This window comes from Streptomyces sp. IMTB 2501, assembly GCF_001953885.1.
GTDB lineage: Bacteria > Actinomycetota > Actinomycetes > Streptomycetales > Streptomycetaceae > Streptomyces.
In genome coordinates this window covers 53,322-75,741 of record NZ_MQUS01000014.1, presented here as the reverse complement: position 1 = coordinate 75,741, position 22,420 = coordinate 53,322, and the positions used below count along the sequence as shown (strand labels likewise).

Sequence of the window (22,420 nt, the reverse complement as noted above, 5' to 3'; positions counted from 1 at the left end):
GCGATGCACGGTCTCACGCACACTGCCCCTGCTCCCCGTGATCCCCGGTGAGTGTGTGTTGCCCCACTGGTTCGGCACCCGGCGGTACGACAGTCGCCGGATGCGCTGATCGGCGGGTAAGAGGGACGTAAGTCACAGGAGGTTCCGTGACTTTCGTGCAGACTCGGGAGCCAACGCGGCCCCAGCGCGGCGGCACACCTGGGAGAGTCGTATCCATGCAGGTCTGGCCTGGACAGGCGTATCCGCTCGGCGCCACCTACGACGGCGCCGGAACCAACTTCGCGGTCTTCACGGAGGCCGCGGACCGAGTAGAGCTGTGTCTGCTGCACGACGACGGCTCGGAGACGGCCGTGGAACTGCGCGAGAGCGACGCTTTCGTGCGGCACGCGTACGTGCCGGGCGTGATGCCGGGACAGCGGTACGGGTTCCGGGTGCACGGCCCGTACGACCCTGGGCGCGGGCAGCGCTGCAACTCCGCGAAGCTGCTCCTCGACCCGTACGCGAAGGCGATCAGCGGCTCGATCCGGTGGGGCGAGGAGGTGTACGGCTACCACTTCGGCGCCCCGGACAGCCGCAACGACCTGGACTCGGCGCCGCACACCATGGCCTCGGTGGTGATCAACCCGTACTTCGACTGGGGCGACGACCGGCGACCGCGCACCGAGTACCACCACACGGTCATCTACGAGGCCCATGTCAAGGGCCTGACCATGCGTCACCCGGGGCTGCCGGAGGAACTGCGCGGCACATACGCGGCGCTCGCGCATCCGGCGATCCTCGACCATCTGACGAAGCTCGGGGTGACGGCCCTGGAGCTGATGCCCGTGCACCAGTTCGTGAACGACCACCGGCTGGCTGACCTGGGCCTGAGCAACTACTGGGGCTACAACACCATCGGTTTCTTCGCCCCGCACAACGCGTACGCCTCCTGGGGCGACCGGGGCCAGCAGGTGCTGGAGTTCAAATCGGCGGTCCGGGCACTGCACGAGGCCGGGATCGAGGTCATTCTCGACGTCGTCTACAACCACACCGCCGAGGGCAACCATCTGGGCCCGACACTGTCCTTCAAGGGCATCGACAACGCGCAGTACTACCGCCTCACCGACGACCCCCGCTACTACATGGACACCACGGGCACCGGGAACTCGCTGCTCATGCGGTCCCCGCACGTGCTCCAGCTGATCATGGACTCGCTGCGGTACTGGGTCACCGAGATGCACGTCGACGGCTTCCGTTTCGACCTCGCGGCGACCCTGGCCCGGCAGTTCCACGAGGTGGACCGGCTGTCGTCGTTCTTCGACCTGGTGCAGCAGGACCCGGTGGTCTCCCAGGTGAAACTGATCGCCGAGCCCTGGGACGTGGGCGAGGGCGGCTATCAGGTGGGCAACTTCCCGCCGCTGTGGACCGAGTGGAACGGCAAGTACCGGGACACGGTACGGGACCTGTGGCGGGGCGAGCCCCGGGCGCTCGCGGAGTTCGCCTCCCGGCTGACGGGGTCGTCGGATCTGTACCAGGACGACGGCCGCCGCCCGCTGGCCTCGATCAACTTCGTCACCTGCCACGACGGCTTCACGCTGCGCGACCTCGTCTCGTACAACGACAAGCACAACGCGGCCAACGGCGAGGACAACCGGGACGGCGAGAGCCACAACCGGTCCTGGAACTGCGGGGCGGAGGGCGAGAGCGACGACCCGGAGGTGCTGCGGCTGCGCGCCCGGCAGATGCGGAACTTCGTCGCCACGCTGATGCTGTCCCAGGGCGTGCCGATGATCAGCCACGGCGACGAGTTCGCCCGCACCCAGCTCGGCAACAACAACGCCTACTGCCAGGACAACGACATCTCGTGGGTGGGCTGGCCCGAGGACGAAGCGGATCCGCGGGATCTGCTGGAGTTCACGCGCGCGATGGTGTGGCTGCGCAGGGACCATCCGGTCTTCCGCCGGCGCCGTTTCTTCCACGGCCGTCCGGTGGAGGGCACCCACGACGAGCTGTCCGACATCGCCTGGTTCACCCCGGAGGGCGCGGAGATGACCCAGCGGGACTGGGACTCGGCGCGGGCGTCCGCCCTGACGGTGTTCCTGAACGGCAACGCGATCTCCGAGCCCGGCCAGCGCGGGGAGCGCATCGCCGACGACTCGTTCCTGCTGATGTTCAACGCCTCGCCGGGGCCACTGGACTTCCTGGTGCCGGTCAACCACGGCCGGCAGTGGCAGGTGGTCGTCGACACGGCCCATCCGGAAGGGGTGCCTGCGGGGGCCGGCACGAAGGTCGGGGCGGGTGACCGGATCACCTTGCCCGACCGCAGCCTGACGGTGCTGCAGCGGCCGACGTAACGGGGCGGTGAGTCCAGTCGGCGGCCCGGCCCGCCGACTCGTCCTGTCGTGCGGGGTGCCACGGCGGGTTCCTCGCGGGCCGGGATGTCGTTGGGCTCCTCGCGCGTGGGGGCCGCGAGGCGGGTCGTGGGGTGCGAGGCGGGTCGTGGGGTGCGGGGCGAAAGCGGTGCCGCAGGCGGCCACCAGGAGCGCCGCGCCGGCCATCGCGCAGGCCGGATGGGCGAGCACCGCCGCCATCCCGACGAGCGCCGGACCGAGGACGAACGACATCTCGTCCAGGGTGCTCTCGAAGGAGAGCGCGCCGACGGTCGACTCGGGCGCGCCGGCGTGGCGGGCCAGGGCGACCAGCCGGGTGCGGGCCAGTGGTCCGACGAGCGGCACGGTGGGCCCGCGGCGGCCCCCGGGAGGGCCAGGACGGGCGCAGGAAGGCCGGCGAGCGCTCCGGCGACCAGCAAGGCCATGGCGAGCGTGTTGGCGAGCGAGAAGGCCGTCACGACCGTCCGCTGCCCGTGCCGGTCGGCGAGCCACCCCCACGAGCGGCCCGCAGGCCACCTGACCGAGTGCGAGGGCCCCATCGGCAGCCCCGCGGCGCACAGGGAGCCGGAGGTCCGCCGAACTGGATGGTGGCCGTCGGCAGCCGCCCCCAGGAGCGACACGCACGGCAGCAGCGGGCCGGTCGGGTGGATCACGTGACGACAGGTGCCCTGTGCCCGGCCGCGTTCTGGTCTCCCCGTTGTGCCCATCGCTGTGCCCATCGCTCGACGCCGGGCACGCGTGCGTGGGTCAGTGCAGGAGCCGATGACACGAAAGGCGGCGGGCTGGGTACGTAGGTTTCCATGACGTCTGCGCGACCCGGACCGGCGGTGCCCACGGCCACCTACCGGCTGCAGCTCCAGCCCACGTTCCCGTTCGCGGCCGCGGCCGCGGCCGTACCGTACCTGGCCTCGCTCGGTGTCTCGCACCTGCATCTGTCGCCCGTCCTGGAGGCCGTGCCCGGCTCCACGCACGGTTACGACGTCGTGGACCACGCGCGCGTGCGCGAGGAACTGGGCGGCGAGGAGGGCCTGCGGTCACTGGCGCGGATCGCGCGGGAGCACGGCCTGGGCCTGGTGGCCGACCTCGTACCGAACCACATGGCGATGTCGCCCCGGCACAACCGCGCCCTGTGGGACGTGCTGCGCGAGGGGCCCGGCTCGCCGTACGCGCGCTGGTTCGACATCGACTGGGAGGCACAGGACGGGCGGGTGCTGCTGCCGGTGCTCGGCGGTCCGGTCGGCGCACAGCTGGAGCACCTCGTGGTCGACGGTGACGTGCTGCGCTACCACGATCACGCCTTCCCGCTCCGCGCGGGCACGGCGGAACTGCCGCTGCCGGAGCTGCTGGACGCCCAGTGGTACCGCCCGGTGTGGTGGCGGCTGGCCCGCACCGAGCTGAACTACCGGCGGTTCTTCAGCATCTCGGAGCTGATCGGGGTGCGCGTGGAGGATCCGGAGGTGTTCGACGCCACCCATGCCAAGATCCTTCAGCTGCTCGGCGAGGGTGTGCTGGACGGGCTGCGCGTCGACCACCCCGACGGGCTCGCCGACCCCGACGGCTACCTCGCGCGGCTGCACGAGGCGACCGGCGGTCGCTGGACGGTGGTGGAGAAGATCCTCGCCGACGGCGAACGGCTCCCGGGTTCCTGGCCCGTCGCGGGCACCACCGGTTACGACGCCCTGCGCCAGGTCGACGGCCTGTTCACGGACCGGACGGGGGCGTACGAACTGCTGGGCCGGTACCGGGCGTTCGCGGCCCCGCAGACGGACCGGGGCGGGAACTGGGATGCGACGGTACGGCGCGCCGCGTACAAGGTGCTCACGCACGAGCTGGCCGCCGAGGCCGACCGGCTCACCCGGGTCGCCACCCGGCTGTGCGCGTCCGCGCCGGATCTCGCGCTGCGCGACCGGGCTCCCTGGGCGCTGCGTACGGCGGTGGAGGAGCTGCTGGTCCGGATGCGGGTGTACCGGCCGTACGCCTCCGGTGACGCCGCCGCCGTCGTCACCGAGGAGGCCGCCGAGGAGGCCCGGCTCGCCTTTGTGGTGCCCGAGGAGGCGGAGGCCGTCGGCGTCGTGCGCGGCCTGCTGGTCGAATCGCCCGGTGACGAGTCGGCGCCGGACCACGCCGACCGGGTGGAGTTCCGTACCCGGTTCGCGCAGACCGCGTCGGCGTTGCGCGCCAAGTCGGTGGAGGACACCGCGTTCTACCGGTATGTGCCGCTGCTGTCGGCGACCGAGGTCGGCGGCGATCCGGGCCGGCCGGGGGTGTCGCCGGAGGACTTCCACGCGTACTGCGCGCGCGTGCAGCGCGACTGGCCGGTGACCGGCACGGTGGTCTCCACACACGACACCAAACGCAGCGCCGACGTCCGTGCCGCGCTGGCCGTGCTCACCGAATGCCCGGGCCGCTGGGCGGAGTTGCTGGCCGAGGTGGCCCGCTTTGAGGAGGATCCGGGCGAGCCGGACGGGCAGCTGGCCTGGGCGGCCTGGCAGACGGTGTTCGGGCTGGGGCCCGCCGAGGAGGAGCGGGTCCGGCAGGCGCTGCTCAAGCATGTGCGCGAGGCGGGCATGTACACCAGTTGGACGGAGCAGGAGCCGCCGTACGAGGAGGCGGTGGCCGCGTTCGTCGCCGCCGGTCCGTGCGGGCCGCCGGGCGGGCGCGTGGCCGCGTTCCGCAAGGCACTGGAGCCGCACATCCGGGCCAACGTCCTCGGCGCCGCCCTGGTCCATCTGACGATGCCGGGGGTGCCGGACCTGTACCAGGGCACGGAGGGCGAGTACCGGGCGCTGGTGGACCCGGACAACCGGCGGCCGGTCGCGTTCCCGCCCGAGGTGCCCGGCGAGAAGGACGCGCTGACGGCGGCGGCGCTGCGGCTGCGGGCCCGGCGCCCCGACGCCTTCGGCACGGCCGCGTCCTACGATCCCCTGACCGCCGAGGGCCCGGCGGCCGGGCACTGTGTGGCGTTCGCGCGCTCCGGTGCGGTGGTCACGGCGGTGACCCGGCTGTCGCTGCGGCTCGCGGAGGCGGGCGGCTGGCACGGGACACGGCTGACGCTGCCGCCGGGGCGGTGGGCGGATCTGCTCACTCCGGGGCGGGAGTTCACCGGCCACGCACGCGTGGCGGACCTTTTCGAGAAGAGGCCGGTGGTCCTGCTGGAGCGGGCTGGGGAGGGGTGAGGGGGGCTCAGGAGGCAGGCGTTGCGAACGGCTCGGGCGTCTCGGCCTCCTCGTGCCCCGCGCGTAGCCGGGCGGGCGTGCCGTGTCGCGCGCGTGGGGTCGACGGGGCGGGCCAGGTGCTGCGCAGGAGGTCCACGAAGGCCTCGGCCGCGCCGGTGGGCGGCACGCGCGCGTAGACGGCGAGAGGGCGCTTCCAGGCCGGGTCGGGGGTGAGGATCGCACAGTCCTCGCCCACGGCTCCGCGCACGACGTCGGCCGACGCGGTGCTCACCCCGACCCCGGCGGCCGCCATGCGCACGGCCGTCGAGGTGTGCTCGGTCCACACGGCGGTCCGCGGACTGAATCCGGCCCGTCCACAGGCCCAGTCGAGGAACCGCACGCCGTGGACGACGGGTTCCAGAGCGCAGCGGACCCAGGCCCGGTCGGCGAGTTCGGGCAGCGTCACCGTCGTACGGCCGGCGAGCGGGTCGTCGAACGGGACCACCAGGACGAGTTCCTCCTCGCCGACGGGCACGACGGTGCCGGGCGGGTCGGTGGGCTCGGGGCCGAATGCGAGGTCGGCGGTGCCGCGCTGCACGGCCTCCTCCAGCGCTTCGGCGGTGGCGTACTCGTGCAGGCGCAGCAGGACCCGGGGATGGGCCGCACGCCAGCGGGCGAAGACGTCGGGCAGGACGCCCACGGCGAGCGAGTGGAGGGTGGCGACGTGCAGTTCGCCGCCTTCTGCGCCGGCCGTGGCACGGGCCGCGCGGCGGGCCTGCGCGGCGCTGCGGACGGCGAGTTCGGCGTGCGGCAGGAAGGCCCGGCCCATGGGGGTGAGGCGCACGCCGCGGGGCATGCGCTCCAGCAGGGCGCCGCCGACCGACTTCTCCAGGGCCTTGATCTGGTGCGAGAGAGCGGGCTGCGTGACATGCAGCGCGTCCGCCGCGCGCGTGAACGACGCCTCGTGGACGACCGTCACGAAATACTCCATCTGCCGCAGGCTCAACTCCGCGCCCCCTCCCGCCATCCATAAGCATCCTGCATGGCTCCCACAAGAACATTGCCTTGGACTCATGGCAAGAGCGGGCGGAGGGTGGAGACATGAGCACACGGACCATGAACACGACGGACGTCGTCGTCATCGGCGGCGGCACGGGCGGCTACAGCACCGCCCTGCGCGCCGCCGCCCTCGGTCTGGACGTCGTCCTCGTCGAACGCGACAAGGTCGGCGGAACCTGTCTGCACCGGGGCTGCATTCCGAGCAAGGCGATGCTGCACGCCGCCGAACTGGTCGACGGCATCGCGGAGGCGCGCGAGCGGTGGGGTGTGAAGGCCACGCTGGACTCGGTCGACTGGGCGGCGCTGGTGGCCACCCGGGACGACATCGTGGCGCGGAACCACAAGGGGGTCGAGGCGCACCTGGCACACGCCGGCGTGCGGGTGGTGCGAGGCAGCGCCCGGCTGACGGGGACGCGCACCCTGCGCGTGGAGGGCGTGCCCACGGATTCCGTGCCGGGCGCGCCGGATCTGCGCACGCGGAGCTCGCACGCCTCTGCCGCACACCCGCGCACCCAGCTCGCGCCGCGCCGGCGCACCGACCCCGCGCCAGACGTGCGCACCGACCCCGCGCCAGGCGTGCGCACCGACTCCGCGCCCGGCGCACCGTCCACGTCGAGCCCCGGCGCGCAGACCGACGTCACGCCCGGCGCGCGGACCGAACCCGTGCCCGGCGTGCAGCTCGAATCCGCGCCCATCGTGTACGACTTCACCGTGCGCCGTGGGATCGTCCTCGCGACCGGCTCGCGACCGCGCACGCTCCCGGGCCTCGCGCCGGACGGGCGCCGCGTGGTGACCAGTGACGACGCGCTGTTCGCGCCGGGGCTGCCGGCGTCCGTCCTGGTGCTGGGCGGGGGCGCGATCGGCGTGGAGTACGCCTCCTTCCACCGGTCCATGGGCGCGGAGGTCACCCTGGTCGAGGCCGCGGACCGGATCGTGCCGCTGGAGGACACCGAGGTGAGCCGGCATCTGACGCGCGGTCTGAAGAAGCGCGGGATCGACGTCCAGGCGGGCTCGCGGCTGCTGGCCGCGGAGGTGCTGGAGAACGGCGTACGCGCGCGTGTGCGCACCGCGCGGGGCGAGACCCGCACGGTGGAGGCGGAGCGGCTTCTGGTCGCCGTAGGCAGGGCGCCGGTCACCGAAGGGCTCGGTCTGGAGGCGGCCGGCCTGACGACGGACGAGCGGGGGTTCGTCGTACCGGCCGACTGGAAGCGGCTGGAGACGGCTGTGCCGGGCATCCATGTCGTCGGCGACCTGCTGCCGCCGCCGTCGCTGGGCCTCGCGCACGCCTCGTTCGCGGAGGGCCTGCTGGTCGCCGAGACGCTGGCGGGCCTGCCGTCGACCCCGGTGGACTACGCGGCCGTGCCCCGGGTGACGTACTCCTCGCCGCAGACCGCCTCGGTGGGGCTGAGCGAGACGGAGGCACGCGCGCGTGGGCGCGAGGTCGAGGTCGACACGATGCCGTTGACCGCCGTGGCCAAGGGGATGGTGCACGGCCGGGGCGGCATGGTGAAGGTCGTCGCCGAGGCCGGCGGCGGGCAGGTGCTCGGCGTGCACCTGGTCGGCCCGCACGTGTCCGAGATGATCGCCGAGAGCCAGCTGATCGTCGGCTGGGACGCCGAGCCCGCGGACGTGGCCCGCCATGTGCACGCGCACCCCACGCTGTCGGAGGCGGTCGGCGAGGTGTTCCTGACCCTCGCGGGACGCGGCCTGCACCAGCAGTGAGCCCACGGCACACACCGCTCGCGGCGCGCTCCCGCGCCTGTGTCCGGGCGCCCCTGGTAGCCTCCCCCGCCGTATGCTTGACAGTTCACCCTTCACATGCGGGACTTGGAGGGCGAAGCCGGGCGGAACAAGTCGGGGGTGAGTCTTCTGCCGGAGCTGCGCTACCCCAGCGTTCCCGAACTGGTCGCCTCCGCACAGGCGTTGGCCGCTCAGGAACCCGGGCTGTGCTCGCTCAGGCAGGTGGGTGTCTCGCGCGCGGGAAGACCTCTGCACCTGCTGTCCGTGGGGCACGCCCGGCGGGCGGTGCTGGTGGTGGCCGGAGCCCACGCCAACGAGCCGACCGGGGGCTCCACCCTGCGGATGCTGGCCGAACGCGTTCTGGCCGAGCGGGAGTTGCGGGCGGACACGTCCTGGCACTTCCTGCTCTGCGCCGATCCGGACGGCGCGAGCCTCCATGTGACGCCGGCGCCGCGCAGTCTGCTCGACTACCACCTCGGCTTCTACCGGCCGACGGGCGCGGAGCAGCCGGAGTGGTCACCGTCCGTGCTGCCGCCGGACCGGCTGCCGCCCGAGACCCGGGCGCTGACCGGGCTGATCGACGAGCTGCGGCCCTACCTCCAGGTGACCTTGCACGGCACCGATCTGGGCGGCAGCTGGGTGCAGCTGACCAGGGACGTGCCGGGGCTCGCCGAGCCGTTCGCGAAGTCCGCCGCGCAGCTGCACATCCCGGTGGAGACGGGCGCCTCGGACGCGGCCGGCTGGCCGGCCTCCGGCCCCGGGGTGCATGTCATGCCCGGCCCGGAGACGGGCGCCGCCTACCCGAGCATGCCGGACGATGCACGGCACAGCACCTGGTACCACGCGCATCGCTACGGCGGTCTGACGGCCGTGGTGGAGGTGCCGATGTGGGCCAGCGACCTGGTGGACGATCCGGCGCCGCACCCGGCGCCGGCTGCGGCGATGCGGCGGCTGGCGCAGCGGCTGCTGCGGGACGCGCTGGAGGTGGAGGGGGTGCTCACCGACGCGCTGCCCCGCCTCGACGGCGTGGACGGTCCGCTGCTGCGGGCGGCGCGCTGGGCGCTGGAGCTGATCCCGGGCCTGGCCGAGGACTGGACCCACACCGCGCCCGCCGGTACGACGATGGCGTACGTCGGAAGTGTGGACGCCTTCGGGCGGCGGCTGCCGCTGCGGGCGGCGGCGATGCTGCTGAGAGTGCTGCGGGAGACGGACGACAGGGCGGCGCCGCGTCTGGAACGGCTCGTCGCCACCTGGTGCGACGCCTTCGCCTCGCGGTTCCGGGCCCGCTGGGTGCCGTTGGAGCACCAGGTGGAGCACCAGTCCCGCACGGTGCTGGTGGCGGCGCAGCAGGCTCGGGAGGGGATGGCCTGAGACCTCCGCGCCGGCCATGCCGCGCCGCCCGAGCCGCTCTGCCCGAGCCGCTCTGCCCGAGCCGCTCTGCCCTGCAGCCGTAATCAGTGTTCCGTGGCGAACACCGCTCCCGTCTGTGCCTCCATCGTGCACTTGTTGGAATAGGTCTTCTGGTAGTCGACCGGCTGGCCGTTCCACTGCCCGTGCGCGTGGACGGTCACGGGGGCGTAGATCATCTGACAGAAGACCTTGGTCTGCGGGATGCGCGCGATGTCGCCGTTCGCGGCCGCGAGTTCACTGCAGGCCTCGGCCGCGCGCGCGTATCCCAGGGGCACCGGGTCGCACAGCAGCAGCGTGCCGTGCCTGTCGCCGGCCTGGGCGGTCTCACCGCGGACGACGGTGAGGTAGAGCCAGTTGTCGGAGAGCGGGAAGCTCGCGCGCGGTGCCGCCTGGGCCGGGGCCGCGGCGAAGAGGCCGGCACAGGCCAGCAGGGCACCGGCGGCCGTGGTCACTCGGGTGAGGTACGTCATGACCGAACCATCGGCACAGAGGGCCGCGTTCCACAGCCCGGATCACCCGATCGGGAGGCACGCGCGCGTGGGGGGAGCGCACGCTCGACGGGGACCAGCCGTGCCGCTCAGCTCGCGGCGAGCCGGAACGCCATCCGGCCGAAGGCTATCTGATCGCCCTCGCGGACGACGACCGAGCCGATCACGCGGCGGCCGTTGACCGTGGTGCCGTTGGTGGAACCGAGGTCCCGCAGGACCCATATGCCGCCCTGGCGGCTCAGTTCGGCGTGCACACGGGAGACGGTCTCGTGGTTCAGGCGCAACCCGTTGGCCGGGTCGCGGCCTATGCGCAGCGGGTGGGTGTGCGCGGGGTTCGGCAGCAGCAGCTTGGGCAGCCGCTCGGCCTGCCAGGCCCGGCGCAGTCGTACGGTGAACCCGGAGACGGCCTCGACGGTGCCGAGGACCGCACGGGAGAAACGGTTCTCGCGGGGCAGGTCGGAGACCAGGGCGGCCAGTTCGTCGCTGCGGCGGGCGGCCAGCGCCAGCTCCATGCGGCGCACGAACGTGTCGTGCGAGAGCCGGCCCATGGCGACGCCGTCCCGCAGCACCTGCAGCGCCTTGTCACGCTCCGCGTCGGACAGCCGCGCGGGGTACGTGGAGAACTCGAAAGACGACGTCACGCTGGTGATTGTCGGTCAGTGAACCCCGGGTGTCCAGAAAACGGGGACTCGGCACCGAACCACGCGTACGTCCACGACACCACCGGGAAAGGGCATATTCGAAGGCGAAATGATCGTCCGGGCGGGCACGATGGGAACACGGGACATCACGGTGAGCAGGCCATCCATCACAGACGAAGGGGAACCGTCCGTGCAGTTCGAGGTGTGGGCACCGCAGGCAGACCGAGTGACGCTCCACTGCGAGGGCGCCACGCGCGCGTTGGCGCGCGATCCCGAGCGCGCGGGCTGGTGGACGGGGGAGGCGGAGGCCGGGGACGGCGCCCGGTACGGCTTCGCGCTGGACGACGGTCCCGTGCGGCCCGACCCGCGCTCGCGTCGCCAGCCGGACGGCCCGGACGGGCTGAGCGCGGTCGTGGAGCACGGGCGCCACGCGTGGCGTACGCGGTGGGCGGGGCGTGGACTGCCGGGTGCCGTGCTGTACGAGCTGCACGTGGGCACGTACACCCCCGAGGGCACCCTGGACGCGGCGTCCGCCCGGCTGCAGCACCTGGTGGAACTGGGCATCACGCACGTGGAGTTGATGCCGCTGTGCCCGTTCCCGGGGCGGCACGGGTGGGGCTACGAGGGAGTGTCGCCGTGGGCGGTGCACGAGCCGTACGGCGGCCCGGAGGCGCTGAAACGCTTCGTCGACCGGGCGCACGAACTCGGTCTCGGCGTCGTCCTGGACGTCGTGCACAACCACTTGGGCCCGTCCGGCAACCATCTGCCCGCCTTCGGGCCGTACTTCACCGAGACGCACCACACGCCGTGGGGCGCGGCGGTGAACCTGGACGCGCCCGGCTCGGACGAGGTGCGCGCCTACTTCCTCGGCAGCGCGCTGGCGTGGCTGCGGGACTACCGGATCGACGGGCTGCGGCTGGACGCGGTGCACGCGCTCTACGACACGCGCGCGTGCCACTTCCTGGAGGAGCTGTCCGCGGCCGTGGACGGCCTCGCCGGGGAGCTGGGCCGGCCGCTGTTCCTGATCGCCGAGTCGGACCTGAACGACCCGCGGATCATCGCCCCTCGCGCGGAGCACGGCCTCGGACTGCACGCTCAGTGGAACGACGACTTCCACCACGCCCTGCACACCGCGCTGACCGGTGAGTCGCAGGGCTACTACGGGGACTTCGCCGAGGCCCCCTTCGCCGCCCTCGCCAAGACGCTGACCGGCGGCTACTTCCACGACGGCACGTACTCCGGCTTCCGGGGCCGGCATCACGGCCGGCCGCTGGACCGGGCGCGGGTGGCCGGGCACCGGCTGCTCGGCTACAGCCAGACCCACGACCAGGTCGGCAACCGCGCCCAGGGCGACCGGCTCTCCGCCCACCTCTCCCCCGGGCTGCTGGCCTGCGCGGCGACACTCACGCTGACCTCGCCGTTCACGCCGATGCTGTTCATGGGCGAGGAGTGGGCGGCGGGCACGCCCTGGCAGTTCTTCACCGACCACACCGATCCGGAGCTGGCCGAGGCGGTACGGCGGGGCCGGCGGCGGGAGTTCGCGGCGCACGGCTGGGCCGAGGAGGACGTACCGGACCCGCAGGACCCGGCGACGCGGGACCGCTCCGTCCTGGACTGGTCGGAACCGGAACGTGAGCCCCACGCGCGCGTGCTCGCCTGGTACCGGCGGCTGATCGCGCTCCGGCACGAGCAGCCGGACCTCACCGACCCCGACCTGGCCGACACGAGGGTGGCGTACGACAAGGAGTCCCGCTGGCTCGCCTTCCGGCGCGGTGACGTACGCGTGGCGGTGAACCTCGGCAAGGAACCGGCGGCGATCCCCCTGGGCACCCGCCCCGCGCTGGTCCTCGCGGCCTGGGACCCGACCGACCCCCCGGGCACCGACGGCGTCCTCCACGTCCCCGGAGAGTCGTGCGTGATCCTGAGCCAGCCCTGAGCGGAGGCGAAGCCAAAGACCGCACAGGCTCCTGCCCTCCAGGGCGGCACGGCAGCCCCCTGCCGCCTGCCGCCCCTCCCCCGGGCGCCGATGCGCTGCCCGCGCCGGGGGTCCGGTTTCCGAACCGCCGATTCGAGGGCCGGCCCGATCGATCGTCGTGGGCGGCCGGCAGCCGGGCGGCCCAGGCGGTCTCGACGTGCTGCGAGAAGACCAGGATGCCAGCCTCGGGTGTCCGCGCCCGGATCCCTCCGTCGGTGTGGGTGGGCGGCATCCGGATGTCCACGACGGCCACGTTCGGCCGGTACCCGGCCACCGCGGTGAGCGGCTCGGGTAACGTCCCGGCAGGGGCCACCACCTCGCATCCGCGGGCGCCGAGCAGTTCGGCCATGCCTCCACGGAGAACGACGGAGTCCCCGGCCGGTACCACGCGCAGCTGCCTGTCGATCACGGCGCCACTGTCGGGCACGCGCACAAGCCCTAGGACTCCTGTTCGTCCTCCTTGAAGTCCGTCAGGCGCTCCAGCAGGATCGGCTCCCAGGCGCGCTCCAGCTGGGTGCGCAGGAGGGGCAGGGGGCTGTCGTCGCGGCCCTCCAGGCGGTCGGCGAGGCGGACGACGGTGTCGCAGCGGGCCAGCCACAGGCCGCGCAGGCAGGGGCGGGGGCCGTAGCCGGCGAGGGTGGCCGCGCGGACGGCCGCGCCGGAGCCGACCGCGAGGACCAGCCCGGCGATGTCCTCTGCGGGGTCCCCGAGGGCCGCGTCGGTCCAGTCGAGGACACCGCGCACCCTGCCGTCGGCGCTGACCACAAGATGCTCGCCCTTGAGGTCGTGGTGGACGAGTACGGCCGTGCCGGACTGTGCGGCGAGCTGGGCCGCGCCGGGCGGGGTGAGCTGGTGCAGTCGGCCGGCGTCGAACTCGTCGGCGGCGGCGAGGCGTTCGGCCGCGTGCACGGCCATGCGGCGCAGCGCCTCCAGGGAGCGCGGGGCGGTGCGTGACACGCCGAGCGCCTCGACCTGCCGTACGGGTACCGCGCGCAGCCCGGTGAGCAGCCCGGCGAGGTCGGCCTCGCCGACGGCCGAGACATCGTGCTCCTCGGCGCTGCCGCCGGGGATCGCGGTGTCGAGCGTGTAGCCGAGGCCGGGCGCCCACTCGCCGTGCGCCACGCTGGCCGGGACGGCGACGGGGAGGTGCGGCCGTGCCAGATCGCGCAGGCGCAGTTCGCGGCGCTGGCGCACGGTGGCCTCGCGGTCGGGGGCGAGCCGCAGCACATGGCGGGTACCCACCCACCACGTGGAGTGCTCACCGCCCTCCGTCACCGGCCGCACATCGGGTCCCGCGGTACCGTCGCCGCCCTCCTTGAGCAGCGAACGGACCAGTCTGCGGACGGTGTCCGCGGTGGGTGTCGGTGCCTGGGTCATGGGTCGCGCGTCGCCGTTCCGGGATGTCGTCGATGTCGTCGATGTCGTCGAAGAGGTGTCTCCTGGGTCCGTCCGTGGTCTCTCAGTCCACTATGACCATCTCGCGCGTGGTGTTGTTGAGGCGACGGCCGCCGTCCTCGGTCACCGTGACGATGTCCTCGATGCGCACCCCGAAGCGGCCGGGCAGATAGATGCCGGGCTCGACGGAGAAACACATGCCGGGCACGAGGGGCTGTTCCTCGCCCTCGATCATGTACGGCGGCTCGTGCGTGGTGACGCCGATGCCGTGCCCGGTGCGGTGGATGAAGTGCGCGCCGTACCCGGCGTCACTGATCACCGCGCGGGCGGCGCGGTCGACCTCCTGGCAGGCCGCGCCGGGCCGTACGGCCTGACAGCCCGCCTCCTGGGCTTCGCGCACGATGTCGTGCACCCGGCGCTCCTCAGCGCTCGGCTCGCCCACGTGGACCGTGCGGGTGGTGTCGGAGCCGTAGCCGTCCTTCAGGCCGCCGAAGTCCAGGACGACCATGTCGCCGTGCTGGATGACACGGTCGCCGACCTCGTGGTGCGGATTGGCGCCGTTGGGACCCGAGCCGACGATGGTGAAGTCGACCTGGGAGTGGCCGAAGCGGCGCAGCAGGTCCGCGAGGTCGCGACCGACGTCGGACTCGCGGCGGCCGGCGAAGGGAACCTTCCGGATCTCCTCGAACGTTGCGTCGGCAGCGGCTCCGGCCGCCGCGAGGAGTTCGAGTTCCGCCGCGTCCTTGACGGCGCGCAGCATGGGGAGGGCGTCGGTGAGAGAGGCGTAGGAGGTGTCGGGCAGGGCCCGCTGGAAGCCCAGCAGGTGCATAGCCCAGGTGTTGTCGCTGATGCCGAACCGGCCACGGCCGTCGAGAAGGGCGGCGGTGACGGCGTAGGGGTCCTTGCCGTCGGTCCAGTCGCGCAGGGTGAGCGCGGACGCGCCGGTCGCGTGCTCGGCGTCCGGGGCCTCCAGGGTCGGCACGACGAGCACGGGTTCGTGACCGGGGGCGAGGACCAGCACGGTGAGCCGTTCGGTGACGGCGGTGGGCGTGTAGCCGGTGAGCCAGACCATGTCCGGTCCCGGTGCCACGAGCAGCCCCGCGAGGCCGGCGTCGGCCGCGGAGCGCGCGGCACGCTCCATGCGGGCCCTGTAGTCGGCGGCGGTGAAGGGCGCGGGCGTACTACCGGTCATCCGGGCCTCCGGGCGCGAGTAGCGGGTGCGGAAACGGGCGAGGGCGTCTCGGGCAGCATCCTGCCCGGGAGGACAGGGTCACGCGAGCCGATCTCCGGTGTTCCCCGCGGGCTGCGGTCGGCGCGGAAGGGACTCGGCATGGGGCCATCATGGCGCGCGGGGCGGATGGTGACCAACGGGTTTCCGGGAGTGACCGGCCGACGATTTTCCGGGGTGCCCGGCCAATGGGTTCCCGGGGTCGCCGAAAGGGCGGACGGTACGGTCCCGGGGCCGACAGCCATGGGCTCTCGTCGCCCCGGCTCAGGTCACCACCCCGGGTACGACCGCCAACTGCTGGTAGCCCCCGCCGCTGTGACGCACGGTGAGGAGCACCGGCTTTCCGGGCCGGGCGCGGTCCACGGCCCGGGCGAGGTCGGCGGCGGAGTCGACGCGGGCGGAGCCGAACTGCAGCACATTGTCCCCACGGACCAGACCGGCCGAGTAACCGGGTCCGGGCACATGCACGCCCACGACCAGCGCACCCACCTTGCCCGCGTCGACGGCCTCGATGCCCAGGGTCGCCCCGGGCAGGTGGGCCGGGGCGGAGCCGGGGGTGCCGGCGGGGGTGGTGGGCGTGGCCTTGGCCGGCGGCGCGGCCGACGGGGCCTGGCGTTGCAGCTCGGCGAGCCTGCTCATGCCGATCACCGTGGCACCGACGGTGCCGATGCCGACGCCGGACAGCACCAGCACGGTGCCGGTGAACAGGCCGAACAGCACGGTCCGCAACCGCCGTCCGCGCCGGGGCGCGGCATGAGGGCGGTGGGCGGGGCCGGGGGTACCGGTCTCTCGCCGGTCCTGGCCGGGCATCGGCTTGGGACGCAACGCAGTCTGTTCCATGGTTCGCTCGCCTCCGGCTGGTGCTCTACCCGGGGCGCCGGGCCGCCACGAGACACGAACGAGTGAGACTGGCCGGAAGGTGGCGGAGGGTAGTCATCACCCCCAGGGGCGGGGACACTCTCACGCTCCGGACCGCCGAGGGCCGCTGTGCGCCACGCTGCTCGCACGCCTCGCCCCACTCACCCCACTCATTTCGGATCACTCACCCCACCCGCCCCGCTCCCACCAACTTCCGCACCACCTCCGCCGCCGCTCCCCCGGGACGGCCGCCGTGGACGAGTTCCGTGCGGTGGACGACCCGAGGTGCGGTGAGCGGGACGGCGGCCGTGCCGGGTACTGCGGTGGCGGCGCGCCGGGGCAGCAGGGTCAGGCCGTGTCCGGCGGCGGCGAGGGCGGTGAGGGTGTGCAGATCGGTGCCCTCGTAGCGCAGGGCGGAGCGGAAGGCGCCGCCGCCGGTCGCGGCACGCAGATGGTCCAGTGGGAGCGCCACGTCGGGCGCGTCGAGCCAGCGGGCGTCGGCGAGGTCCGCGAGGCGCAGGCCGGTCCGGGCGGCGAGGGGGTGCCCTTCGGGCAGCAGGACTCTCACGGGTTCCTCGGCGACGCCGTGCGTGGTCAGCGGCGCCACGTCGGGCAGGCGCAGCGGATCGCTCGGCGCGGCCAGCCCGTCGACGAGGCCGAGGTCGGCGGTGCCGGTGGCGACGACGGCCGGGATCTCCTCGCGGGTGAGCACGCGCAGGGTGACGCCGGCCGGCGGGAGGGCGGCGAGGACGCCGGCGCCGAGCGCGGTCGGTGTGGTGGCGAGGGTCAGGCCGTGCTGGGGTGCGGCGGTCATACGGACGACGTCTGCGCGGGCCGCGTCCAGGCGCAGCAGCAGTGGGCCCGCGTGCTCCAGCAACCGCTCACCGGCCGCGGTGGGCACGACCGGCCGCCGGGTCAGCAGGGGCGCGCCGAGATCCTGTTCGAGCGCGGCGATGTGCTGGGAAACGGCCGACTGGGTGTAGCCCAGCTCGCGGGCGGCCTCCGAGAAGGAGGCGAGACGCGCCACGGTGACGAAGGTGCGCAGCAGATGCGGGTCCATGCGCCCAGCATCCCAGCTCCATCAGCACTACTTATCGAAGGTGCAGAAATCATCGTTGGACGTGAACGAGCGTCGGCCCGAAAAATGAGGTCCATGAACACCACCGCAACCATCGCCCTCGTCGGCGACCGCTCCCCCGACGTCGTCTCGCACACACGCGTGCCGCTTCTGCTGAACGCCCTGGCCGAACGCGACCGGCTGGTCCTGGATGCGTACTGGATTCCCTCCGAGGACGCGGAGGCCGAGGGCGCGGTCCGGGGGTTCGATGCCGTGTGGGTGCTGCCGGGCAGCCCCTACCGCAGTGAGGCAGGGGTCCTCGCGGCCGTGCGCACCGCGCGCGAGGAGGGCATTCCGTTTCTGGGCACGTGCGGCGGCTTCCAGCACGCGCTGCTGGAGTTCGCCCGGAACGCGTGCGGGCTGACCGGTGTCGCGCACGCCGAGAACGACCCGGCCGCCACGGACCCGCTCATCGAGCCGCTGGCCTGCTCGCTGGTGGGCCATGAGGCCGCGGTGATGATCGAGCCGGGCTCGCTGGCGGAGTCGGTGATCGGCTCGGCGCGCACGTTCGAGCGGTACTTCTGCGCCTACGGCCCCTCCCGCCACCTGGACACGCTCCGCGCCCACGGTCTGCGCTTCTCCGGACACGACGAGGACGGTCACCCCCGGGTCGCCGAACTGCCCGGCCACCCCTTCTTCCTGGCGTCCCTGTTCCAGCCGGAGCTGGCCGGCGACGGCTCACGCCCGCACCCGATGATCCGGGCACTGGCGCGAGCCGCGGTCGAACACGCGTCGTCCAGGCTCGCCCGGCCGGCGTGACTCCCACCGCTCCGGGGCCGTCTCTCAGCCGGTGTGCCCCTCGCCATGGCCGCCGTGTCCGCCGTGTCCGGCGCCGTGGTCGAACTTCATGGCCTCGGCCGGCATGACGACGAACGGCCGCATCATGCCCATGTCCTCGTGCTCCAGCAGATGGCAGTGGTACATGAACCGGCCGTACGCCCCGTCGAAACGGCCCATGACCCGCAGCATCTGACTGCCCGGCACCCGGAAGACGTCCTTGTTGCCCCGCTCGTTGGGTGCGAGCGGGATCGTCCGGCCGGCGTCGTACCGCAGCGGTGCCCGGGTGCCGCCGAGGGCCGGATCGAAGCCCGAGACGTCGTAGGCGTCCCGGCCGAGCAGCTGGAAGTCGGCCAGGTGGATGTGCATGGGGTGGACGATGGGCGCGAGGTTGAGGAAGCTCCACTGTTCGTAGCTGCCCTCGGCGATGGTGAAGCCGAGTCCGTCGTTGAACGTCCGGGAGGTGCGCCGGTATGTCTTCGTGGTGCCGTCGGGCCCGGTGACCTGCACGATGCCGTCGGCCGGGAGCTGCAGGCCGCTCGGGTCCTCGACCTCGGTCAGCTCCCAGATCTCCGGGTGGCCGCCGGCGCCCTTCGTGCCGGGCGGGGTGAGCAGGACCATGCGGTGTCCGTGCGGCAGGTCGTGGGTGAGGCGGCGGAAGGAGCCCGAGAGCACCTCGGGCAGTTCGAAGGTGTCCTCCTCGCCCGTCTCGCCGACCCGGAACTCCAGGACGGCCGGGTAGCGCACGTCGCCGGCCGGGTCCGGCACGCCCGCCGGCTGGTTGGGACCCTTGTTCACCAGCCGCAGGGTGCGGCCCGCCAGCGCACGGAAGTCGACCAGCAGGTCGAAGCGCTCGGCCGGCGCGGCGGTCAGCGTGGGCAGCTCCCCGTCGAAGTCGACCGGCACCGGGCGCGGCAGCAGCCCGCCGTCGCTGCCGATCTGGTGCACGACACCCGGCACCGGATTGCCGTCCTCGTCGATCAGCACGAGCTGGAAGATGCGCGCGTTCGAGGCGTTGACCAGGCGGAAGCGGTACCAGGCGGCGTCCACCTCGGCGTACGGCCAGATGCGGCCGTTGACCGTGGTGTACGGGCCGGTGAAGGGGATGGAGACCGGCTTTCCGGTCTCCGGGTTGCTCTGCTGGACGATCACCGTCTTGTGCAGCAGCCGGCCGTTGAGACGGCCGTCCTCGTCGGTGTCGAGGTTGCGGTCGGCGAGCAGCAGCGGTATCTCCCGCTCCCCGGACGGCAGATGAAGGGCGTCCTCCTCGTCGTCACGCAGGAGGTAGGTGCCGTACAGGCCCGTCATCACGTTCCACCGCGTGATGTTCATGGCGTGGTCGTGATACCACCACTGCACCGCCTGGTGGTCGTTCGGATACTCCGACAGCTGGGCGTCGCCGTGGCCGACCGCGTTGTCCGCCCAGCCGTCGTTGCCACCGCCGGTCTGGGCGCCGTGCAGATGGGTCACCGTCCAGGCGGGCAGGGCGGCAACGTCCTTGTCGGGCTCGACGCCCTCGCGGCCCGGCTCGGTCGAGGCGGGCGGGGTGCCGGGTGTGCGGACGGGCACCTCGACGGAGGTGACCGGGTACTCGGCGTCCTTCGGTATGCGGTTGGTCCAGGCGATGCGGACGCGCTGTCCGCGCCGTACCTCGATGGTCGGGCCCGGCACCTGGCCGTCGTACCCCCACATCAGGGTCGGTGGCAGCTGCGGGTGGAGACGCACCCAGGTCGGGCGCACGGCGATCTCGGTCTCGCGCAGGACGTCGTCCGCGGCGGGACTCAGGACGGGCGGGACGGTCAACGGCGCCGCATAGGGTGCCAGTTCGTCCACCGCCTCCCCCTGCTGCCCCGCCTGCGTGGTCTCTTCGGTCAGCCTGCCGATGGTCTCGGTCAAGGTCGAACACCCCCGTGTTCGCGGTCTGTCGTTCCCCTTACTCCACAAGACTCCCGAGGGCTCACCGAAGTTCCCAGAATGCCCGGTTCCGTACGCGAAGATTCCGCGAGCCTCAGCCGAGCGACAGGGCCGGCACGGCGGGTGCCCGGTCGGGCACGAAGCCGTGCGAGCGGCGGCCGAGCCACTCGGCCCTGTAACGGTCGGTCTCGCGGTGCCAGTTCAGGATCCCGGCGAGCCAGTTCTGCAGGTCGAGGACATAGCCGTCCATGGCCGCGCGCCCCTGGTCCGACAGCCCGAAGTCGTCGTACAGCACGGGAAGTTCGTGCGCGATGACGTGCTCGAACTGCTGCATCCGCTGGGTCATCAGATCGTGTACGACGCCGAGCGCGGCCGGGTAGTCCACGCCGAAGAAGTTCTGCACGACGAGGATGGCGTTGTGGATCTCGCCCTCGTACTCGATCTCCTTCTGGTACGAGAAGACGTCGTTGATGAGGCAGCCGTAGTCGATCGCGGCGTTCTCCAGGGCCCTGACCGGGCCGCTGCGGTACACCTCCGGTGGGATCGCGGGGCCGTGGCCCAGCCGGCACAGGCTCAGGGTGAGGTCGGAGCCGAAGGTGGCGCGCCGCATCTCCAGGTAGTCGACCGGGTCGGGGATTCGGTTCTGCAGCTGGTTGGACAGCTCCCACACCCAGCTCTCGGTCATCACGTCCACGGTGTCCTTGAGGGTCTGCCGCTGCCCGGCGGTCATCCCGCCGGTCGTGCGCGCCCACAGATCGACGAGCCCGCGTTCCATCGCGTCGGCGGGGACGAGGGCCGGCTCGCCCTCGACGGGCATGCACGCCGACAGCCGGGCCGTGCTCAGCCGGGCGCCGGCCAGGTCCCGGCGCCTGCCGTAGACGAGCGGGTAGTAGTCGTCGGCGTACGTCCCCCAGGCGAGCCACTGGGCACTGAGGTCGAGGGCCTCGGGAGTGGCGTCGGGGTCGAGTCCGGCGGAGCACAGCGCGAGGTCGTGGGCGGCGAGCTTGTCCTCGTCCCAGACGCCCTCGTCGAGGATGCCCATGCGATGCGACCAGGCGAGGAGATGGCGCCGGGCGCCGTCCAGATGGGGACTCAGGCCCAGTTCGTACGGCATGTGGAACTCGGGCAGGATCGAGGGGCCGACCTTCTGGTGGGGCACGTGGCTGTAGGCGCGCAGGCGCTCCTGGGCGGCGGTGGCGAGCAGCGCGCCGACGTCGGCGGCCGAGGTGCCGGGGCCGGTCAGGAGCTGCCAGGGCGCGTCGGGGCGTACGCCCTTGTTCATGTAGCGGCTGGAGCGCATGTGCCATTCGTGGCCGCCGGACTGCCAGTCCTGCAGTCCCTTGGTGTAGGCGGCGATCGCGGCGGTCTGCTCCGGGGTGAGACCTTTCTCCAGGGCCACGGCGGGGACTTCGGTGAGCGCGGTGTGCTCGAACTGGTGCAGGCGTGAGGTGAGGATGTCGTTGACGGTCTCGGCGGCCTCCTGGGTCGTGCAGCCGAAGAACGTCTCCAGGACGAGCACGCCGTTGCTGTTCTCCCCCTCGTCCTCGACCTCGCGCTGGTACGAGAACAGGTCGTTGCGCAGGTGGACGGCGTCGGAGAAGGTCTCCATGAGGACCCGCAGCGGCCGGGTGCCGGCGACGGCGGCGGGCACCTCGGCGGTCGCGTACTCCACGAGTCCGGCCGACCAGGGCGCGCCGCCCACCTTCCGGCGCATCTCGATGTACTCGACGGGGTTGGCGATCCGCCCCTCGTTCATGTTCGACAGTTCCCACATCGACTCGTTGAGCAGATGCTCGGTGGCCACGGAGAAGCGGCGGCGCCAGTCCACGGACATCGACGGGACCGTACGCGCCCACAGGTCCTTCAGGCCCGCCTCGACGGGGTTCTCCGGCTCGGGCACGGGGGTGGCCGGGTCGAGCGGCATGAACAGCGGCAGGCGGTCCAGGTGGGCCTTTCCGGCGGCGCGGTCCTGGGTGCGCTTGAACATGTCGAGGAAGTGGTCGTCGAAGAAGAACACCCACACGTACCAGTCGGTGATCAGCGAGAGTGCGGTTCCGTCGCAGTCGGGGTGGGTGTAGGAGCACAGGAGCCCGTAGTCGTGCGCCTCCAGGTCGGCCTGCTCCCAGATCCCGGAGCCTTCCAGCATGCCCATCTCGCGCGCCCACTCGGTGGAGTGGGCGCGGGCCTCGTCGAGGTGCGGGTTGAGCCGCGCGGGATACGGCATGTAGAAGTGCGGGAGTTCGAACGGCTGCGTCATGGCCGGGGCCCTACCCGCGCCCCCGGACGGCCATCCG

The 22,420-nt window shown here is 72.7% G+C and carries 15 protein-coding genes; 6 read left to right on the top strand and 9 right to left on the bottom strand.

Annotated features, from left to right (window positions below; genetic code table 11):
* The first annotated feature begins 215 nt into the window (after window positions 1-215).
* On the top strand, window positions 216-2,333 hold the full coding sequence (gene glgX / locus AV521_RS24005; protein ID WP_076090665.1) for a glycogen debranching protein GlgX: 2,118 nt from the start codon (window positions 216-218) through the stop codon (window positions 2,331-2,333).
* Window positions 2,334-3,169: 836 nt separating this feature from the next.
* The gene (gene treY, locus AV521_RS23995) at window positions 3,170-5,545 is read left to right on the top strand and encodes a malto-oligosyltrehalose synthase (RefSeq protein ID WP_179023343.1); all 2,376 of its coding nucleotides are present in this window, start codon (window positions 3,170-3,172) and stop codon (window positions 5,543-5,545) included.
* A 7-nt stretch (window positions 5,546-5,552) separates the two neighbouring features.
* Here treY and AV521_RS23990 read toward each other — a convergent pair whose 3' ends face one another.
* Window positions 5,553-6,530, bottom strand: coding sequence for a LysR family transcriptional regulator (locus AV521_RS23990; protein ID WP_076090819.1), 978 nt, complete (start codon window positions 6,528-6,530; stop codon window positions 5,553-5,555).
* A 110-nt stretch (window positions 6,531-6,640) separates the two neighbouring features.
* Between AV521_RS23990 and AV521_RS51040 the strand changes: the two genes are divergently transcribed.
* Together AV521_RS51040 and AV521_RS23975 are read left to right on the top strand one after the other, a co-directional pair.
* Window positions 6,641-8,305, top strand: a complete 1,665-nt coding sequence (locus tag AV521_RS51040; protein ID WP_371917059.1) for an FAD-dependent oxidoreductase — start codon at window positions 6,641-6,643, stop codon at window positions 8,303-8,305.
* 138 nt (window positions 8,306-8,443) lie between these two features.
* The gene (locus AV521_RS23975) at window positions 8,444-9,694 is read left to right on the top strand and encodes a M14 family zinc carboxypeptidase (RefSeq protein ID WP_076090818.1); all 1,251 of its coding nucleotides are present in this window, start codon (window positions 8,444-8,446) and stop codon (window positions 9,692-9,694) included.
* A gap of 83 nt (window positions 9,695-9,777) precedes the next feature.
* On the opposite strand, the gene AV521_RS23970 is transcribed toward AV521_RS23975, so the two are convergent.
* Together AV521_RS23970 and AV521_RS23965 are read right to left on the bottom strand one after the other, a co-directional pair.
* Complete coding sequence (locus AV521_RS23970) at window positions 9,778-10,203, bottom strand: subtilase-type protease inhibitor (protein ID WP_076090660.1); 426 nt, start codon at window positions 10,201-10,203, stop codon at window positions 9,778-9,780.
* A gap of 107 nt (window positions 10,204-10,310) precedes the next feature.
* A complete protein-coding gene (locus AV521_RS23965; protein WP_076090658.1) occupies window positions 10,311-10,862 on the bottom strand; it encodes a DUF1707 and FHA domain-containing protein in 552 nt (183 codons plus the stop codon).
* 190 nt (window positions 10,863-11,052) lie between these two features.
* On the opposite strand from AV521_RS23965, the gene treZ reads away from it, so the two are divergent.
* A complete protein-coding gene (treZ, locus tag AV521_RS23960) occupies window positions 11,053-12,798 on the top strand; it encodes a malto-oligosyltrehalose trehalohydrolase (RefSeq protein ID WP_076090817.1) in 1,746 nt (581 codons plus the stop codon).
* Window positions 12,799-13,275: 477 nt separating this feature from the next.
* Here treZ and AV521_RS23950 read toward each other — a convergent pair whose 3' ends face one another.
* From AV521_RS23950 to AV521_RS23935, 4 genes are all read right to left on the bottom strand, one after another.
* Entirely contained in the window at window positions 13,276-14,214 is a 939-nt protein-coding gene (locus AV521_RS23950; RefSeq protein WP_076090656.1) for an aminoglycoside phosphotransferase family protein, read from the bottom strand.
* An 82-nt stretch (window positions 14,215-14,296) separates the two neighbouring features.
* Window positions 14,297-15,424, bottom strand: coding sequence for an aminopeptidase P family protein (locus tag AV521_RS23945; RefSeq protein ID WP_076090654.1), 1,128 nt, complete (start codon window positions 15,422-15,424; stop codon window positions 14,297-14,299).
* Between the two features lie 300 nt (window positions 15,425-15,724).
* The gene (locus AV521_RS23940; protein ID WP_076090652.1) at window positions 15,725-16,300 is read right to left on the bottom strand and encodes a PDZ domain-containing protein; all 576 of its coding nucleotides are present in this window, start codon (window positions 16,298-16,300) and stop codon (window positions 15,725-15,727) included.
* A gap of 202 nt (window positions 16,301-16,502) precedes the next feature.
* A complete protein-coding gene (locus AV521_RS23935; protein WP_076090650.1) occupies window positions 16,503-17,378 on the bottom strand; it encodes a LysR family transcriptional regulator in 876 nt (291 codons plus the stop codon).
* A gap of 93 nt (window positions 17,379-17,471) precedes the next feature.
* On the opposite strand from AV521_RS23935, the gene AV521_RS23930 reads away from it, so the two are divergent.
* Complete coding sequence (locus tag AV521_RS23930) at window positions 17,472-18,194, top strand: hypothetical protein (protein ID WP_076090648.1); 723 nt, start codon at window positions 17,472-17,474, stop codon at window positions 18,192-18,194.
* Between the two features lie 24 nt (window positions 18,195-18,218).
* Here the strand turns inward: AV521_RS23930 and phsA are convergent, their stop codons facing one another.
* Entirely contained in the window at window positions 18,219-20,108 is a 1,890-nt protein-coding gene (phsA, locus tag AV521_RS23925) for an O-aminophenol oxidase PhsA (protein WP_076090646.1), read from the bottom strand.
* 112 nt (window positions 20,109-20,220) lie between these two features.
* Window positions 20,221-22,383 carry a germacradienol/geosmin synthase Cyc2 gene (cyc2, locus tag AV521_RS23920; RefSeq protein WP_076090644.1) on the bottom strand — a complete coding sequence of 721 codons (2,163 nt, stop codon included), beginning with the start codon at window positions 22,381-22,383 and terminating at the stop codon, window positions 20,221-20,223.
* Between the last annotated feature and the right edge of the window lie 37 nt (window positions 22,384-22,420).

Excerpts from the sequence above, each read along its gene's own strand:
- glgX (WP_076090665.1), top strand. The coding sequence starts at position 216 with ATGCAGGTCTGGCCTGGACAGGCGTATCCGCTCGGCGCCACCTACGAC.
- treY (WP_179023343.1), top strand. The coding sequence starts at position 3,170 with ATGACGTCTGCGCGACCCGGACCGGCGGTGCCCACGGCCACCTACCGG.
- AV521_RS51040 (WP_371917059.1), top strand. The coding sequence starts at position 6,641 with ATGAACACGACGGACGTCGTCGTCATCGGCGGCGGCACGGGCGGCTAC.
- AV521_RS23970 (WP_076090660.1), bottom strand. The coding sequence starts at position 10,203 with ATGACGTACCTCACCCGAGTGACCACGGCCGCCGGTGCCCTGCTGGCC.
- AV521_RS23950 (WP_076090656.1), bottom strand. The coding sequence starts at position 14,214 with ATGACCCAGGCACCGACACCCACCGCGGACACCGTCCGCAGACTGGTC.
- AV521_RS23945 (WP_076090654.1), bottom strand. The coding sequence starts at position 15,424 with ATGACCGGTAGTACGCCCGCGCCCTTCACCGCCGCCGACTACAGGGCC.
- AV521_RS23940 (WP_076090652.1), bottom strand. The coding sequence starts at position 16,300 with ATGGAACAGACTGCGTTGCGTCCCAAGCCGATGCCCGGCCAGGACCGG.
- AV521_RS23935 (WP_076090650.1), bottom strand. The coding sequence starts at position 17,378 with ATGGACCCGCATCTGCTGCGCACCTTCGTCACCGTGGCGCGTCTCGCC.
- AV521_RS23930 (WP_076090648.1), top strand. The coding sequence starts at position 17,472 with ATGAACACCACCGCAACCATCGCCCTCGTCGGCGACCGCTCCCCCGAC.
- cyc2 (WP_076090644.1), bottom strand. The coding sequence starts at position 22,383 with ATGACGCAGCCGTTCGAACTCCCGCACTTCTACATGCCGTATCCCGCG.